Below are 16,267 nucleotides of genomic sequence, written 5' to 3' on the forward strand. Positions count from 1 at the left end.
TAGTTGGCTTTACTCGGTACGCTTGTTAACGGAATATGTATTATTATTGGATCTCTGTTAGGTGCTATGTTCAAAAATATCCCAGAGCGCGTAAAATCAACGGTAATGAACGGAATTGGGCTTTCCGTCGTCGTGCTCGGCGTAAAAATGGGATTAGAAAGTGATCAATTTTTAATTGTCATTATTAGTTTAGTTTTTGGTGGAGTGCTAGGGGAAATATGGGATATTGAAGAAAAGCTTGAAAGGTTAGGAAAATGGGTGGAAAGAAAAATAGGATACGGAGCAGAAGGGGCAATCTCTAAAGGGTTTGTTAGTGCCACGCTTCTGTTTGTCGTTGGTTCGATGGCTATCGTCGGTGCGCTACATAGCGGGTTAAGAGGCGATCATCTTGTACTATATACAAAATCGATTTTAGACGGCTTTGCGAGCATCATCTTAACCGCTACGTTTGGCATCGGCGTTATTTTCTCAGCCATTCCCGTTGTCGTTTATCAAGGATCGATTGCCTTACTGGCTACGCAAATTAATCAGTTCATTCCATCAAGCGCCCTTGAAGCATTTATTGCTGAATCGACCGCAACAGGCGGAATTTTAATTATTGCGATTGGGTTAAACATGTTAAATCTTACATCTGTTCGTGTCGCAAACTTATTACCAAGTATTTTAATCAATGCGTTAATTGTTGCTTTCATGCATATGTTATTCTGATAGTTTATATTTCAGTTCGTTCACTTTCAACGACGCAAATCGTTGTTGTTTTTTCAGTTGCATTCCAGCTTCATAAATGCCTGTTGCAATTGTTTCTGCCATATTCATTACTAAATGAAGTCGGGTGTTTTGTAGCACGAAAAATTCCATAAATCCGCTCACATTGACAATTCCGGTAATGTGGGCATCACCGACAGAAGGGAGATTTTTATTGACAGCCGCTCCTGGTTTTAATGGACCTTTTTCAATTGTAACCATCCCGATGTTTTTCACGCGCCCGAGACAAGCATCAACAGCGATAATGAATGCCTGTTTATGTTGTTGTTGAATGTCTTTTAGCTTTTCTTCTAAATTAACGGCATGAATTGGATCTTTTAACGTTCCATACACATAAAACGGCAACGATCCTTTTTGCTCGAGCATTGTGCCGACAAGTGGACCGAGTGAATCGCCAGTCGAACGATCGGTACCGATGCAAATGATGACGACAGGTGTATGTGTAGAAGTTGGAAGTAAATATAAAATCGATGATGCAAGTTGGGATGCCGCATTCGGTTCATCGTAAAAAAATTTGTTTTGCATACGTCCGTTCCCTCCTCCGATTAAATGACATGGTAACAGTATACGGAAAAATGTGAATATATATACATTGAACGTCCTAGAAAGTTCACGCGCTACAAATGTAAGCAAAATACTGTTACAATAACTTATGCGTAAACAAGGGAGCTTGTATAGGTCATTTTGCCACGGTGGAGGTGTTTAAATGGAGCAAATCAAAAAAGTATACGTTCGTGTTGTTGAGAAAATATTGGAAGGTGACTGGCTCGTCACAGTCGGTGTCAGTTTGTTTAAAATGATGGCGATCATTCTCGTAGCATCAATTTTGCTGAAGGTTGTTAAATTAACGATCGCGAAGTTTTTTGCCGTTCGGCAAAAAGCACCGCTCCGATTATCTGAACGAAGAGAAGCAACATTGATGCGCTTATTGAACAATATGGCTACGTATAGCATTTACTTTATTACGTTTATGATGATTTTAGATGCTGTTGGCGTCGATATTCGTGCCATTTTAGCTGGCGCTGGCATCGTTGGGCTTGCTGTTGGTTTCGGAGCACAAAACCTTGTTCGCGATATTATCACGGGGTTTTTTATTATTCTTGAAGATCAATTTGCGGTTGGAGATTATGTACGTATCGGGACATTTGAAGGACATGTAGAAGAAATCGGTTTGCGTACAACGAAACTGAAAAGCTTTACGGGTGAAGTGCATATTTTGCCGAACGGGACGATTACGCAAGTGACAAACTTTTCTTTAAATAATAGCGTAGCAGTTGTTGATGTAAGTATTGCTTATGAAGGTGATTTAGAGAAGGCGGAAGCTGTGATTCGCGAAGTATTACAAGAAATGCCAAGCAAATATGAAGATATTGTGAGCACGCCAGAATTGTTAGGCGTACAAAATTTAGGACCGTCTGAAGTGGTCATGCGCATTACGTGCGAAACGAAGCCGATGCGTCATTGGCATATTGCTCGCGCCTTGCGAAAAGAAATTAAGCTTCGTTTGGACGAGCGTGGCATTGAAATTCCGTTTCCTCGTTTAGTTCTTTATAATCGTGAACAACAAGCGGAACGTGCTTAAACATCGGAAAGGAGTGTGCTATATTGAATAAAGAGTATGGCATGCATGATATCGTCGAAATGAAAAAGGAGCATCCTTGCGGGACAAATCGTTGGAAAATCATTCGAATGGGCATGGATATTCGCATTAAATGTGAAGGATGCGGGCACAGCGTTTTGTTACCGCGGAAAGAATTCGAGCGAAAAATGAAAAAAGTGCTTGTCAAACATGAGGAGTAGATGAAGAGAGGAGTATGATGATGGGTTTAACAGCAGGAATTGTTGGTCTTCCAAACGTCGGAAAATCAACGTTGTTTAATGCGATTACAAAAGCAGGTGCCGAATCTGCCAACTATCCGTTTTGTACGATTGAACCAAACGTCGGGATCGTTGAAGTGCCAGATGAGCGGCTAAAAACGTTGACAAAACTATTTAATCCAAAACGTACTGTTCCAACGGTATTTGAGTTTACGGATATTGCTGGAATTGTAAAAGGTGCGAGCAAAGGTGAAGGATTAGGGAATAAGTTTTTATCTCACATTCGTCAAGTCGATGCGATTTGCCAAGTTGTTCGTTGTTTTTCTGATGAAAATATTACGCATGTGGCTGGAAAAGTCGATCCGATTGCCGATATTGAAACGATTAATTTAGAGCTTATTTTTGCCGATTTAGAAACAGTAGATAAGCGAATCGATCGCGTTGGGAAAATGGCTAAACAAAAAGATAAAGAAGCGGTATTCGAATACGACATTTTAAGTCGCTTGAAGGAAACGTTTGAAGCAGGAAAACCAGCTAGAACGCTTTCGTTTACAGAAGAAGAAATGAAAGTCGTAAAGCAATTGCATTTATTAACGATTAAACCGATGTTGTATGTTGCGAACGTTGGGGAAGAAGATTTAGCTGATCCGAACAACAATGAGTACGTCCAACAAGTAAAAGCATTCGCAAAAGAGGATAACGCAGAAGTGATCGTCGTTTGCGCAAAAGTTGAGGCCGAGATGGCGGAGTTAGACGATGAAGAAAAAGAAATGTTTTTACAAGAGCTTGGCATCGAACAATCCGGTTTAGACCAACTTATTCGTGCATCATATAGCTTGCTTGGACTAGCAACATATTTTACAGCGGGTGAGCAAGAAGTGCGTGCATGGACGTTCCGTAAAGGAATGAAGGCACCGCAATGCGCAGGCATTATTCATTCTGATTTTGAACGAGGATTTATTCGTGCAGAAACAGTATCGTATGAAGACTTAGTTGCAGCAGGATCGATGGCCGCTGCTCGTGAAGCAGGAAAAGTACGATTAGAAGGCAAAGATTACGAAGTGCAAGATGGCGATATTATTCATTTCCGTTTCAACGTCTAATCTTGCATATGAAAGGTGTTCGTGATATAATTATCAAATGTGAGTAATGATATATTGCTCCTTGCTCTGTACAGAGCCGTGTAGACCAAAAGGAGGTGACTGTGATGAGAAAGTACGAAATTATGTACATTATCCGTCCGAACATGGAAGAAGAAGCGAGAAAAGCAGTTGTTGAGCGTTTTAATAACGTGTTAACTGAAAACGGTGCGGAAATTACAAACGTAAAAGAATGGGGTAAGCGTCGTCTCGCTTATGAAATTGAAAAATTCCGTGACGGTTACTACATGATTTTGAACGTTGTTGCGAAGCCAGCGGCAGTTCAAGAGTTTGACCGTTTAGCACGCATCAGCGAAGATATCATTCGTCATATCGTCGTGAAGGAAGAAGAATAATTTCCTCATGAATAGGAGTGGTTCTGATGATTAATCGCGTAATTCTCGTCGGAAGACTGACGAAAGATCCAGAATTACGCTATACTCCAAATGGAGTTGCTGTTGCCACGTTTACGCTAGCGGTGAACCGAACATATACAAACCAACAAGGTGAACGTGAAGCAGATTTCATTAACTGTATCGTTTGGCGCCGGCAAGCTGAAAATGTGGCAAACTACTTAAAAAAGGGTAGTTTAGCTGGAGTAGAAGGTCGAATTCAAACGAGATCATACGAAAACCAAGAAGGAAGAAAAGTGTATGTGACAGAGGTTGTCGCTGATAGCGTGCAGTTTTTAGAGCCGCGAGGTGGCGGTGAGCAACGTGGCATGGCATCAGGCAGCTATGGCGAGCCGTTTCCATTTGGATCAAATCAGAACCCGAACGAAGGACGTAGCAGCGGATTCAGTCGAATTGATGATGATCCATTTGCGAACGATGGACAACCAATCGATATATCGGATGATGATTTGCCGTTTTAATATACACACGATCAATGAAAGGAGGATATACGATGGCAGGACGTAAAGGTGGACGCACAAAACGTCGTAAAGTTTGCTACTTTACAGCAAACGGAATTACACACATCGACTACAAAGATGTAGACACATTAAAGAAATTTATTTCTGAGCGTGGTAAAATTTTACCTCGTCGCGTAACAGGTACGAGCGCAAAATATCAACGTAAATTAACAATTGCAATCAAGCGTGCTCGTCAAATGGCTTTATTACCATACGTTGCGGGCGAATAAAAAGAAAAGCAGTAAGGGGGACGGAGCCTTACTGCTTTTTGTTTTCGAGGAGGGAAAAAAGTGAAAAACGCGCGTGTATTAACAGAAGGGGCTGTGCAACTCGCCATTTTTACTGTGCTCCTTTTACTTAGTTTATATATGCCTGTATTCGGGATGGTTGCTACGTTTTTTTTAGCGATTCCATTTCTTTTATTTACGATGCGCCATACATATAAAAATGGTTTATTTTTACTTGCTACATCATTTATTCCGTCCATTTGGTTCGGTTCACTTTTCTCTGTTCCGATGACGTTTATGTTTGCAAGTAGCGGAGTAGCCATGGGGCATGTATGGCGAAAACACGGTGGGAAATACGCGGTTTTACTCGTTGGTACGCTCTCTTTTTTAGTCAGTATGATCATCATTTATGCGAGTTCTGTTTTGTTTTTTGACATTCACATTGGCAAACAAATTGAAGAAATTATGCAACAATCATTTCAAAGTGCACAAACCATATTAGAAACAATCGGGCAACCAGCAAACGAACAATTTGAAAAAACGATGAAACAAACGATGGACGTTGTCATCGATTTATTGCCGACTGCGTTCGTTTTCGCTGCTGCATGTTTTGCTTGGATTACTCAACAAGCTGCTTTGCCTATTTTAAAGCGATTAAATATGCCGATTGGCAACTGGCAACCGTTCCGGGAACTCGTTTTACCAAAAAGCTTATTGTGGTACTATTTAGCGACAATGCTTTTATTATTTTTTCCGATCGGGCACGGCTCATTTCTTTATGTTGCGCTCATCAATTTATTTCAAATTTTACAGTTGCTTATGATGATCCAAGGGTTCTCGTTCATTTTCTACTGGATGCATCATAAACATATGGGACGTAAAGGCGCTATTGCGATTGTTGTTCTATCTCTATTTTTCCCTTTTTTACTTCACCTCGTGCGAATATTAGGTATAATTGATTTAGGATTTGATTTGCGAAAGAGGTTGAAAGATTAATGACGCAAGGAGCTGACGTTCATGTCCAGTTTGTATGAAAAGCAGAGGCATCGCTATCCCTTGTATGTTTTGATCGGTATTACGTTCATATTGCTTGTTATCGTGACGTACTTTGAATGGGTAATTGGGATAGTTGCTGCTGTGCTCCTTGGACCTACGTTATTCCACGTATTTCGATCGTATAAAGTCGCCCAAGAGGAAATTGAAGATTATATTTCTACTCTTTCTTACCGCATTAAAAAAGTTGGCGAAGAAGCGTTAATGGGTATGCCAATTGGCATTATGCTCATTAACGATGAGTTAGAAATCGAGTGGACAAACACCTTTTTATCCTCTTGTTTTGGAGTCGATACGTTAGTCGGCCAATCGTTATATGATGTTGCTGAGCAACTCGTTCCGTTAATGAAAAAAGAAGCGACAGAAGAAGTCATTACGTTACATGACCGAACGTTTAAAGTAATCATTCGTCGAGAAGAGCGGTTACTTTACTTTTTTGACATTACTGAACAAGCAGAACTAGAGAAAAAATACGAGCAAGAAAAAATCGTATTAGGCGTCATTTTTCTCGACAATTACGATGATGTGACGCAAGGGATGGACGATCAAAAGAAAAGCCAGCTCAATAGTCAAGTGACGTCCATTTTAAACAGATGGGCAAGCGAATATGGGTTATTTTTAAAACGGACGTCGTCAGATCGATTTGTCGCTGTGTTAAACGAACATATTTTACAACAGCTCGAGAAAAATAAATTTTCCGTTTTAGATGAGGTGCGTGAACAAACAGCGAAAAATCATGTGCCGTTAACGTTAAGTATCGGTATTGGAACAAACTCTCCTTCTTTGCCGGAATTAGGGGCATTGGCTCAGTCAAGTTTAGATTTAGCGCTTGGGCGTGGTGGCGACCAAGTAGCGATTAAACAACCAAATGGCAAAGTGAAATTTTACGGTGGGAAAACGAATCCGATGGAGAAACGGACAAGAGTCCGAGCCCGTGTCATATCGCATGCGCTAAAAGAGCTCATTTTAGAAAGTGAGCAAGTGTTTATTATGGGACATAAATATCCCGATATGGACGCCATTGGTGCTGCCATCGGTATTTTAAAAGTAGCCCAAATGAATCAAAAGGAAGCGTTTATTATTATTGATACGAGCCGTATTGACTCTGGAGTACAACGGTTGCTTGAGGAAGTGAAAAAGCAGACGGAACTTTGGTCTCGCTTTATTTCTCCTGAGCAAGCATTAGAGTTAGCGACAGAAGATACGTTGCTTGTTGTCGTAGATACACATAAACCTTCCCTAGTGATTGAGGAACGGTTATTGTTGCGACTAGATCGGGTTGTAGTCATTGATCATCATCGTCGCGGTGAAGAATTCATTCAAGATCCGATTCTCGTTTATATGGAACCGTATGCGTCATCAACGTCAGAATTAGTGACGGAATTGTTAGAATACCAACCGAAACGTTCGAAGCTTTCTATGCTTGAGGCGACAGCTTTATTAGCTGGCATTGTTGTTGATACGAAAAGTTTTACGTTGCGCACAGGATCGCGGACGTTCGATGCCGCTTCATATTTACGTGCGCAAGGGGCGGATACAACACTTGTCCAAAAATTGTTAAAAGAAAATATTGAGCATTACGTTAAACGTGCTAAAATAATTGAGAACGCTATCATCGATGAACACGGTTTCGCGATTGCGAAAGGAAATGTGAACGAAACGTATGACCCTGTTTTAATTGCCCAAGCAGCGGATACGTTATTATCTTTGCATGGCGTTGTCGCTTCGTTTGTCATCTCGAAGCGAAACGATCAAACGATTGGAATTAGCGCTCGTTCATTAGGAGATGTCAACGTTCAGTTAATTATGGAAAAGCTTGATGGCGGAGGCCATTTGACGAATGCTGCGACTCAGCTTGCCAATGTAACGATTGACGAAGCGGAAAAACGATTGCGAGCAGCCATTCGAGAATATATTGAAGGAGGTAAAGAAACATGAAAGTCATCTTTTTAAAAGACGTGAAAGGAAAAGGGAAAAAAGGAGAAGTAAAAAACGTTGCTGATGGTTATGCGCAAAACTTTTTATTTAAACAAGGGCTGGCGATTGAAGCAACTCCAGCGAACTTAAAAGCGTTAGAAGCGCAAAAAAATAAACAAAAGAAAGAAGCGGAAGAAGAATTAGCTCGCGCAAAACAATTGAAAGAAAAAATGGATACGTTGACAGTCGAGTTGTTTGCGAAAGCTGGTGAGGGAGGTCGTTTATTCGGTTCGATCACAAGCAAACAAATTGCTGAGGCGCTCCAGCAACAACATGACATTAAGATTGATAAACGGAAAATTGAATTAGATGATGCGATTCGAGCGCTAGGATATACGAATGTACCAATTAAGCTTCATCCAGAAGTGACTGCAACATTAAAAGTACATGTGCAAGAGCAAAAGTAATGAAATGTGATTTTATGCCGGATTTTTTTCCGTGCATATAATCACATTTTTCTTATGAGAAAGGATGGTGAGCGTATATGAACGACGTATTTGCTGATCGACTCCCCCCACAAAATATTGAAGCTGAGCAAGCTGTGCTCGGAGCGATTTTATTGGAGCCATCCGCGCTCACGACCGCTTCAGAAATATTAATTCCCGAAGATTTTTATCGAGCTGCCCATCAAAAAATTTTCCGAACGATGTTGCAACTATCTGATCGTGGTGAACCAGTCGATTTAGTAACCGTTACATCTGAACTAGCAGATGCGAATGCCCTTGAAGAAATAGGAGGCGTTTCATACTTAACCGAGCTAGCGAATGCTGTTCCGACGGCGGCAAACGTACAATATTATGCGAAAATTGTAGAAGAAAAATCTATTTTACGCCGTTTAATTCGTACAGCTACATCTATTGCTCAAGACGGTTATACGCGGGAAGATGAAGTAGAAGATGTGTTAAATGAAGCGGAGCGAAAAATTTTAGAAGTATCGCAACGAAAAAATACGAGCGGATTTCAAAATATAAAAGATGTGCTCGTTCAAGCATATGACAATATTGAAATGCTCCATAATCGTAAAGGTGAAATCACCGGAATCCCAACCGGTTTTATTGAGCTTGATCGAATGACGGCTGGATTTCAACGAAGCGATTTTATTATTGTTGCTGCTCGTCCATCTGTCGGGAAGACGGCATTTGCATTAAATATTGCGCAAAATGTGGCGACGCGTACAGGTGAGAATGTGGCCATTTTCAGCTTAGAAATGGGAGCGCAACAGCTTGTGATGCGTATGCTTTGTGCGGAAGGAAACATTAACGCTCAAAACTTGCGGACGGGCAAACTGACACCGGAAGACTGGGGAAAGTTGACGATGGCGATGGGAAGCCTTTCGAATGCTGGTATTTTTATTGATGATACGCCGAACATTCGCGTAAGTGAAATTCGTGCCAAGTGTCGTCGCTTAAAACAAGAACAAGGACTTGGAATGGTATTAATCGACTACTTACAGCTTATCCAAGGAAGTGGACGAAACCGCGAAAATCGTCAACAAGAAGTATCGGAAATTTCTCGCTCATTAAAAGCATTAGCTCGTGAATTAGATGTTCCTGTCATTGCTTTATCACAGCTTTCTCGTAGCGTAGAGCAGCGCCAAGATAAACGCCCGATGATGTCTGACTTGCGTGAATCGGGAAGTATTGAGCAAGATGCGGATATTGTTGCTTTTTTATATCGCGATGATTATTACGATAAAGAATCGGAAAACAAAAACATCATTGAAATTATTATCGCAAAACAACGGAACGGTCCGGTTGGTACTGTACAGCTTGCTTTTGTTAAAGAGTATAACAAGTTTGTCAACTTAGAGCGCCGCTTCGATGATGCAAACGTTCCGCCGGGAGCTTAATTGAATACGAATAAAAAACATAAAATCATATATAAACGTTCGGTTTTTTATTGATTTTTCGTAGTTGATTTGGTACACTTACTTTGTTTGGAATTGATGAAGCGGAGGTGCTCGCCATGTCTTCAGTTGTTGTTGTTGGAACACAATGGGGCGATGAAGGAAAGGGAAAAATTACAGACTTTTTATCACAACATGCGGAAGTGATTGCACGATATCAAGGTGGAAATAACGCCGGACATACAATTGTATTTAACGGCGAAAAGTATAAATTACATTTAATTCCTTCTGGCATTTTTTATAAAGATAAAATTTGTGTCATTGGAAACGGAATGGTTGTTGATCCGAAAGCGCTTGTGCAAGAATTAGCGTATTTACACGAGCGTGGTGTAAGCACGGAAAATTTGCGCATCAGCAACCGTGCCCATGTGATTTTGCCTTATCATTTAAAGCTTGATGAAGTAGAAGAAGAACGAAAAGGGGCTAATAAAATCGGAACGACGAAAAAAGGAATTGGCCCTGCTTATATGGATAAAGCGGCACGTGTCGGCATCCGCATCGCAGATTTGCTTGATCGTGAAGTATTTGAAGAAAAATTAGCCCGTAATTTAGCGGAGAAAAACGTACTTTTTGAAAAAGTGTACGGTATTGAAGGATTTAAACTAGAACACATTCTTGATGAATATTATGAATATGGGCAACAAATCGCAAAGTATGTTTGCGATACGTCCGTCGTATTAAACGATGCGCTCGATGAAGGACGTCGTGTTTTATTTGAAGGCGCCCAAGGCGTCATGTTAGATATTGACCAAGGAACGTATCCGTTCGTTACTTCATCTAACCCTGTGGCTGGTGGGGTAACGATTGGTGCAGGTGTTGGTCCGACAAAAATTAAACATGTTGTTGGTGTAGCTAAAGCATATACAACACGTGTCGGTGACGGTCCGTTTCCAACGGAGTTAAACAATGAAATCGGTGACCGCATTCGTGAAGTAGGCCGCGAGTATGGAACGACGACAGGGCGCCCACGTCGTGTCGGTTGGTTCGATAGCGTTGTTGTTCGCCATGCACGCCGAGTTAGTGGGATTACAGATTTATCTTTAAACTCAATCGATGTATTAACAGGTATTGAGACGTTAAAAATTTGCATCGCTTATCGATATAAAGGACAGATCATAGAAGAGTTTCCTGCAAGCTTAAAAGTGCTAGCGGAATGCGAACCTGTATATGAAGAATTGCCAGGGTGGACAGAAGATATTACTGGCGTAAAAAGCTTAGACGAACTTCCAGCTAACGCACGCCATTACGTTGAACGCATTTCGCAATTGACAGGCATTCCACTTTCTATTTTCTCTGTCGGGCCAGACCGTTCTCAAACGAATGTTGTCCGTAACGTATATGCATAAGAAAAAACGTCGATGACCCGTTCGTCGACGTTTTTTTAAAAAAACTATTGCCTTATTACTAATTATATAATAAAATAATAGATGTCTGTTACAATACGGTTCCGTGGTGTAGGGGTTAACATGCCTGCCTGTCACGCAGGAGATCGCGGGTTCGAATCCCGTCGGAACCGCCATTTTTTTTATTAGCACGCTCGAATTGACTTCATTGATAAGGCACCAGCGTACCGCTCGAGCCACATCTTGAGTGAGCAAACCGAGAGCGGGACGAAGGACGTTATGTTTTTGAATAAATAAAGTGTGAAGCTACAATTCATATGGCTCGGTAGCTCAGTCGGTAGAGCAAAGGACTGAAAATCCTTGTGTCGGCGGTTCGATTCCGTCCCGAGCCACTTGTAAGCATAGATACGTATATGTGTCTATGCTTTTTTATTTTATAATAGTGACATGGTACACTATATGTAAATACGCCTTTTTGGGGGAGTGAACATAAATGGAGAAAAAAATTTTAGTTGTTGATGATGAAAAGCCGATTGCTGACATTTTGCAATTTAATTTAAGAAAAGAAGGATATGACGTATATTGTGCGTACGACGGTGTGGAGGCATTACAAAAAGTAGAAGATATTCAACCCGATTTAATTTTATTAGATATTATGCTTCCGCAAAAAGATGGTATGGAAGTATGCCGCGAAATTCGTAAAAAATACGATATGCCGATCATTATGTTGACAGCGAAAGATTCTGAAATTGATAAAGTGCTTGGACTAGAGCTCGGTGCGGACGATTATGTCACGAAACCATTTAGCACGCGCGAGTTGCTGGCGCGCGTGAAAGCTAATTTGCGTCGCCATCAACAAAGACAAGAACAAGATGTAAAGGAAATGAGCGAAATAAAAATTGGTTCGCTCACCATTCATCCAGACGCTTATATTGTATCTAAACGAGGCGAGGAAATTGAATTAACTCACCGCGAGTTTGAACTTCTTCACTACTTAGCGAAACATATCGGTCAAGTGATGACACGTGAACATTTACTTCAAACGGTATGGGGATACGATTATTTTGGCGATGTGCGTACCGTTGATGTAACGGTTCGACGTTTGCGTGAAAAAATTGAGGACAACCCTTCGCATCCGACGTGGATCGTGACGAGACGAGGGGTAGGATATTATTTACGAAATCCGGAACAGGAGTAACCGCATGAGAAAAGTAAGTATATTCCAATCAATTCACGTGAAATTTGCCTTGATTTACATTTTGCTTATTTTAATTGCGATGCAAATTATCGGGGCTTATTTCGTGCGCCAATTAGAAGCGCAACTCGTTGAAAACTTTAAAAACTCTTTGAATGAGCGCGTAATTTTGCTTGCTTATAATATTGAACAAGAAATGAATAAAGAACGCGATAAAAAAAGCCCTACAATCGAAGAAGAAATTCGCGCGATTTTACAAGATTTCGTGTCACAAGATATTTCTGAAGTGCGCGTTATTGATAATAAAAGTAAAGTATTAGGAACATCGAACCCATACAATCAAAATATTGTCGGAAAACGTACGACAGATTTACTAATTAAACGAACGTTAGTCGCGGGCGAAATGACAGAAAAAATGCTTGTCGACCCGAAAACAGGTCATCGCATGTATATTTCCTCGACTCCAATTAAATTAAAGAACGAAATAAAAGGGGCTATTTATGTTATCGCCTCGATGGAAAATGTTTTTGCACAGATGAGGCAAATTAATAACATTTTAGCGACCGGAACAGGAATCGCTTTAGTCATTACAGCGTTGCTAGGCATTTTACTAGCGCAAACGATTACGCGTCCAATTTCAGATATGCGTAAACAAGCATTAGCGATGGCCAAAGGTAATTTTTCACGGAAAGTAAAAGTATATGGGTATGATGAAATTGGCCAACTTGCGCTTAGCTTTAACAACTTAACGAAAAAATTGCAAGAAGCGCAAGCGACGACCGAAGGAGAGCGCCGCAAGTTAGAATCGGTATTAACGCATATGACGGATGGTGTAATTGCAACAGATAGAAAAGGGAGAATTATTTTAATTAATGATGCAGCGCTAAACATTTTAAATGTTTCACGTGAAACAGTGTTGTCTGCTCCTATTGTGAGCGTATTAGGATTAGATGAACAATACACATTTGAAACGCTGCTTGAAGAGCGTGAAACGTTAATTTTAGATTTTAGTACAGAGGAAGAAATGTACATTTTACGTGCTTCTTTATCTGTTATTCAAAAAGAAAAAGGGTTTGTAAACGGTTTAATCGTTGTGTTGCACGATATTACAGAACACGAGAAAATTGACCGCGATCGTCGAGAATTCGTTGCCAATGTATCACATGAACTACGGACACCGTTAACGACAATGCGCAGTTATTTAGAGGCGCTCGCAGACGGGGCGTGGCGCGATGAGGAAATTGCCCCACGGTTTATTGAAGTGACACAAAATGAAACAGAACGAATGATTCGTCTCGTCAACGATTTGTTGCAGCTTTCTAAGCTCGACAGTAAAGACTACAAATTGAAAAAGACACGCGTTCATTTTATTCCATATTTTCATAAAGTGATCGATCGATTTGAACTAACGAAAAAAGAAAACGTGTCGTTCGTTCGAGACTTTCCAGACGAAAAAATCTTTGTTCATATGGACGAAGATAAAATTACACAAGTGCTTGATAACATTATTTCTAACGCCTTGAAATACTCTCCGCAAGGAGGAAAAATTACGTTTCGCGTAAAGAAAAAAGAGGAGCATATTGAAGTAAGTGTGAAAGATGAAGGGGTGGGCATTCCTAAATCGGATTTATCGAAAATTTTTGAGCGCTTTTACCGTGTCGACAAGGCACGCTCGCGGAAGCTCGGTGGAACAGGGCTAGGTCTTGCGATTGCAAAAGAAGTTGTCGTTGCACATGGTGGGCGTATTTGGGCTGAAAGTCAAGAACGGAAAGGGACAACGATTTACTTTACTTTGCCGATTGAACAACAGAAAAAAGGATGAAAATGATGAGATACGAAACGATTAAATCGATTGTATTGACGATTCTTGTATGTACGAGCGTTTTTTTAACGTGGAGTTTATGGACGTATCAGCCGAAATATGACTTCATTGAAAACGCAAAATACATTCAAAACGTCCCTGTCAGCAATGTTGCGGTCGATTATGGAACAGTTGTTCAGCCGCGTTATATTTTTATTCATAAAGATGCACAACATTACGGGATGACACATCATTCGGACATTTATAAATTTATGAAGGAAATGAAAAATTGGACGTTCGATCATTTTGAAAATATATCAGACACAGTGAAAAAAGAACAATTTCTTTCATTTATCCACGGGAAAGGAAAAATAGAAATTATTTATCCAGATGATATACCAATCGAAATGTATCGCACGATTTTTCAAATAGACGATACAGATGTTGAAAAAGTTCGCTTTGATCGAATCATTATTCCGATGAATGAAGACGAAGAAGAAATTCACGTATATTTCGTATCTGCCAATGAAAAGCGTATATATAAAGCGGTCGCTCAAGATGTGTCGATTGAGAATTTGAAACAAACATATTATGCACGCGCAGAGCGTTATACACCGTTTTTATCGTACGACATAAGCGAAACAAAATCATTATTTTTACCAGCTCGTCCACTCGTATTAAACCGATTGCAATACTATATGGATGAATTAAGTGCAGATCGTTTTAAAGATGCGTTATTTACAGATCCGAGTTTTGTGAAAAAAGATGTCCTTAGTTTTGGAGAAGAATATACAGATGGTTCGCGTTTAATGGATGTCGATTTATCTAAAAAGTTACTATTGTATGTCAACCCAGCGGCTCGTGGCGAAACACAAACGTTTGATCCAACGATCTTGCAAAAAAGCATCGATTTTGTGAACGATCACGGTGGTTGGACGGATACGTATTATTTTGATCGCTTAGACGAAAACGGTAGAAAAGTAACTTTTCGTTTGTTTGCCAATGGTTATCCTGTATTTAATCGTTACGGTATGGCAGAAATTATACAAATATGGGGAGAAAATGAGATTATCAATTACCAACGTCCATTATTTACATTAGCTATTCCCGATCGGGTGAGCTTGCCAATTACACTTTCGTCTGGATATGAAGTCATTGATCAGTTGAAAAAACAAAAAAATATTCAACATGAGTTAATTGATGACATCGCAATCGGTTATGAGCTCATTCGTGATTCGGAGCGGGAAAATATCGTCATGTTAGAACCAGCTTGGTACTGTTTATATAGCGGAACGTGGCGCAAAATTGTGATGACGACAGATGAACGAAGAGGGGATATCATTGGATTGGAGTAAAACGAAGACGATTTTTATTATTACATTTTTTATTCTTGATATATTTTTAGGGTACCAATTTATTCAGAAAAAAAATAGTAGCCAGCTTGATGTTATTTTAGAAGCGACAATTGAAGAGCAACTTGAAGCGGATGGCATTACGTATGTTGATTTGCCGAAGGAGATCACGAAAGCGACATATGTAAGTGGGAAAAGTAAAACGTTTACGGAAGAAGAAGTTAAAAATTTGCCAAACCAGCAAGTAGAAACGGCAAACGAAACCGTTTTGCAAGCGCATTTTATTAAACCTGTTCCGTTACAAGATCCAAAAGACGGTTATCGTTTAACAGAGTTTTTAAGGCAAAATATCATTGCTGGTGATCAATATGCGTTTTGGAAGTACGACGAAGATTTACAAGCGCTCATTTATTTTCAACAATACGAAGGCAAGACGATTTATAAAAACATAAGCAGTATGTTGCTTATTTATGTGAACGATCAAAATGAAATGGTCGGTTATGAACAAACGTTGCTCATTGATTTAGAAAAAAACGAGAAAAAACAAGAAATTTTGCCAGCAATTAAAGCGTTAGAGACGTTGTATAAGCGAAATTACTTAAAGCCAGGTGATCAAGTAACGAAAATCGATCTTGGCTATTACGCGCTTGTCCAATTCACGACTTCGCAAGTATTAACACCGACATGGCACGTTGTTGTGAATGGAAAAACAGATTATTATGTCAATGCATTTGAAGGACAAGTAATTAGCGATGAAAATAAAGTGTTGGAGTGAATA

17 protein-coding genes and 2 tRNA genes are annotated in these 16,267 nt (G+C 40.1%); 18 read left to right on the top strand and 1 reads right to left on the bottom strand.

Annotated elements, in window-relative coordinates:
* The first annotated feature begins 3 nt into the window (after positions 1-3).
* Entirely contained in the window at positions 4-708 is a 705-nt protein-coding gene (locus ES017_RS10105) for a DUF554 domain-containing protein (protein ID WP_042534880.1), read from the top strand.
* Here ES017_RS10105 and yyaC read toward each other — a convergent pair.
* Positions 700-1,290, bottom strand: coding sequence for a spore protease YyaC (yyaC, locus tag ES017_RS10110; protein WP_042534882.1), 591 nt, complete (start codon positions 1,288-1,290; stop codon positions 700-702). The two genes, ES017_RS10105 and yyaC, sit on opposite strands and share 9 nt — an antisense overlap.
* A gap of 181 nt (positions 1,291-1,471) precedes the next feature.
* On the opposite strand from yyaC, the gene ES017_RS10115 reads away from it, so the two are divergent.
* The 17 genes from ES017_RS10115 to ES017_RS10195 all read left to right on the top strand — a co-directional run bounded on the left by ES017_RS10115 (position 1,472) and on the right by ES017_RS10195 (position 16,264).
* Positions 1,472-2,347, top strand: coding sequence for a mechanosensitive ion channel family protein (locus ES017_RS10115; protein WP_042534884.1), 876 nt, complete (start codon positions 1,472-1,474; stop codon positions 2,345-2,347).
* Between the two features lie 41 nt (positions 2,348-2,388).
* Positions 2,389-2,565 (top strand): DUF951 domain-containing protein, encoded by a 177-nt coding sequence (locus ES017_RS10120; protein ID WP_216367525.1) that lies wholly within the window; start codon positions 2,389-2,391, stop codon positions 2,563-2,565.
* A gap of 20 nt (positions 2,566-2,585) precedes the next feature.
* Positions 2,586-3,686 carry a redox-regulated ATPase YchF gene (gene ychF, locus ES017_RS10125; RefSeq protein ID WP_021094404.1) on the top strand — a complete coding sequence of 367 codons (1,101 nt, stop codon included), beginning with the start codon at positions 2,586-2,588 and terminating at the stop codon, positions 3,684-3,686.
* 104 nt (positions 3,687-3,790) lie between these two features.
* Positions 3,791-4,078 (top strand): 30S ribosomal protein S6, encoded by a 288-nt coding sequence (gene rpsF / locus ES017_RS10130; protein ID WP_009361077.1) that lies wholly within the window; start codon positions 3,791-3,793, stop codon positions 4,076-4,078.
* A 26-nt stretch (positions 4,079-4,104) separates the two neighbouring features.
* The gene (gene ssb, locus ES017_RS10135) at positions 4,105-4,596 is read left to right on the top strand and encodes a single-stranded DNA-binding protein (RefSeq protein WP_021094403.1); all 492 of its coding nucleotides are present in this window, start codon (positions 4,105-4,107) and stop codon (positions 4,594-4,596) included.
* Positions 4,597-4,628: 32 nt separating this feature from the next.
* A complete protein-coding gene (gene rpsR / locus ES017_RS10140) occupies positions 4,629-4,865 on the top strand; it encodes a 30S ribosomal protein S18 (RefSeq protein ID WP_003397568.1) in 237 nt (78 codons plus the stop codon).
* 60 nt (positions 4,866-4,925) lie between these two features.
* Entirely contained in the window at positions 4,926-5,858 is a 933-nt protein-coding gene (locus ES017_RS10145; protein ID WP_021094402.1) for a YybS family protein, read from the top strand.
* Between the two features lie 21 nt (positions 5,859-5,879).
* The gene (locus tag ES017_RS10150) at positions 5,880-7,853 is read left to right on the top strand and encodes a DHH family phosphoesterase (protein WP_021094401.1); all 1,974 of its coding nucleotides are present in this window, start codon (positions 5,880-5,882) and stop codon (positions 7,851-7,853) included.
* Positions 7,850-8,299: a 50S ribosomal protein L9 gene (gene rplI / locus ES017_RS10155; RefSeq protein ID WP_021094400.1), complete on the top strand. Its 450-nt coding sequence runs from the start codon at positions 7,850-7,852 to the stop codon at positions 8,297-8,299. The genes ES017_RS10150 and rplI overlap by 4 nt, the downstream gene beginning before the upstream one ends.
* A gap of 77 nt (positions 8,300-8,376) precedes the next feature.
* Positions 8,377-9,741 (top strand): replicative DNA helicase, encoded by a 1,365-nt coding sequence (gene dnaB, locus ES017_RS10160; protein WP_009361072.1) that lies wholly within the window; start codon positions 8,377-8,379, stop codon positions 9,739-9,741.
* A gap of 116 nt (positions 9,742-9,857) precedes the next feature.
* The gene (locus ES017_RS10165; RefSeq protein ID WP_171335030.1) at positions 9,858-11,144 is read left to right on the top strand and encodes an adenylosuccinate synthase; all 1,287 of its coding nucleotides are present in this window, start codon (positions 9,858-9,860) and stop codon (positions 11,142-11,144) included.
* 97 nt (positions 11,145-11,241) lie between these two features.
* Positions 11,242-11,317: transfer RNA gene (locus ES017_RS10170), tRNA-Asp, on the top strand.
* Positions 11,318-11,460: 143 nt separating this feature from the next.
* Positions 11,461-11,533, top strand: a tRNA-Phe gene (locus tag ES017_RS10175).
* Between the two features lie 101 nt (positions 11,534-11,634).
* Positions 11,635-12,339, top strand: coding sequence for a response regulator YycF (gene yycF, locus ES017_RS10180; protein ID WP_021094398.1), 705 nt, complete (start codon positions 11,635-11,637; stop codon positions 12,337-12,339).
* 4 nt (positions 12,340-12,343) lie between these two features.
* Positions 12,344-14,158, top strand: coding sequence for a cell wall metabolism sensor histidine kinase WalK (walK, locus tag ES017_RS10185; protein WP_021094397.1), 1,815 nt, complete (start codon positions 12,344-12,346; stop codon positions 14,156-14,158).
* A gap of 5 nt (positions 14,159-14,163) precedes the next feature.
* On the top strand, positions 14,164-15,492 hold the full coding sequence (locus ES017_RS10190) for a YycH family regulatory protein (RefSeq protein WP_035063041.1): 1,329 nt from the start codon (positions 14,164-14,166) through the stop codon (positions 15,490-15,492).
* Positions 15,479-16,264, top strand: coding sequence for a two-component system regulatory protein YycI (locus ES017_RS10195; RefSeq protein ID WP_021094395.1), 786 nt, complete (start codon positions 15,479-15,481; stop codon positions 16,262-16,264). Before ES017_RS10190 ends, ES017_RS10195 begins: the two co-directional genes overlap by 14 nt.
* The last annotated feature ends 3 nt before the right edge of the window (positions 16,265-16,267 follow it).

This window comes from Anoxybacillus sp. EFIL (assembly GCF_013096955.1).
Taxonomy (GTDB): Bacteria; Bacillota; Bacilli; order Bacillales; family Anoxybacillaceae; genus Anoxybacillus; species Anoxybacillus ayderensis.

What these genes read in the sequence shown, in the direction of transcription:
- ES017_RS10120 (WP_216367525.1), top strand. Translation starts at nt 2,389, where the DNA reads ATGCATGATATCGTCGAAATGAAAAAGGAGCATCCTTGCGGGACAAAT.
- yyaC (WP_042534882.1), bottom strand. Translation starts at nt 1,290, where the DNA reads ATGCAAAACAAATTTTTTTACGATGAACCGAATGCGGCATCCCAACTT.
- rpsR (WP_003397568.1), top strand. Translation starts at nt 4,629, where the DNA reads ATGGCAGGACGTAAAGGTGGACGCACAAAACGTCGTAAAGTTTGCTAC.
- ssb (WP_021094403.1), top strand. Translation starts at nt 4,105, where the DNA reads ATGATTAATCGCGTAATTCTCGTCGGAAGACTGACGAAAGATCCAGAA.
- rplI (WP_021094400.1), top strand. Translation starts at nt 7,850, where the DNA reads ATGAAAGTCATCTTTTTAAAAGACGTGAAAGGAAAAGGGAAAAAAGGA.
- ES017_RS10190 (WP_035063041.1), top strand. Translation starts at nt 14,164, where the DNA reads ATGAGATACGAAACGATTAAATCGATTGTATTGACGATTCTTGTATGT.
- ES017_RS10115 (WP_042534884.1), top strand. Translation starts at nt 1,472, where the DNA reads ATGGAGCAAATCAAAAAAGTATACGTTCGTGTTGTTGAGAAAATATTG.
- rpsF (WP_009361077.1), top strand. Translation starts at nt 3,791, where the DNA reads ATGAGAAAGTACGAAATTATGTACATTATCCGTCCGAACATGGAAGAA.
- dnaB (WP_009361072.1), top strand. Translation starts at nt 8,377, where the DNA reads ATGAACGACGTATTTGCTGATCGACTCCCCCCACAAAATATTGAAGCT.
- yycF (WP_021094398.1), top strand. Translation starts at nt 11,635, where the DNA reads ATGGAGAAAAAAATTTTAGTTGTTGATGATGAAAAGCCGATTGCTGAC.
- ES017_RS10150 (WP_021094401.1), top strand. Translation starts at nt 5,880, where the DNA reads ATGTCCAGTTTGTATGAAAAGCAGAGGCATCGCTATCCCTTGTATGTT.
- walK (WP_021094397.1), top strand. Translation starts at nt 12,344, where the DNA reads ATGAGAAAAGTAAGTATATTCCAATCAATTCACGTGAAATTTGCCTTG.
- ES017_RS10165 (WP_171335030.1), top strand. Translation starts at nt 9,858, where the DNA reads ATGTCTTCAGTTGTTGTTGTTGGAACACAATGGGGCGATGAAGGAAAG.
- ychF (WP_021094404.1), top strand. Translation starts at nt 2,586, where the DNA reads ATGGGTTTAACAGCAGGAATTGTTGGTCTTCCAAACGTCGGAAAATCA.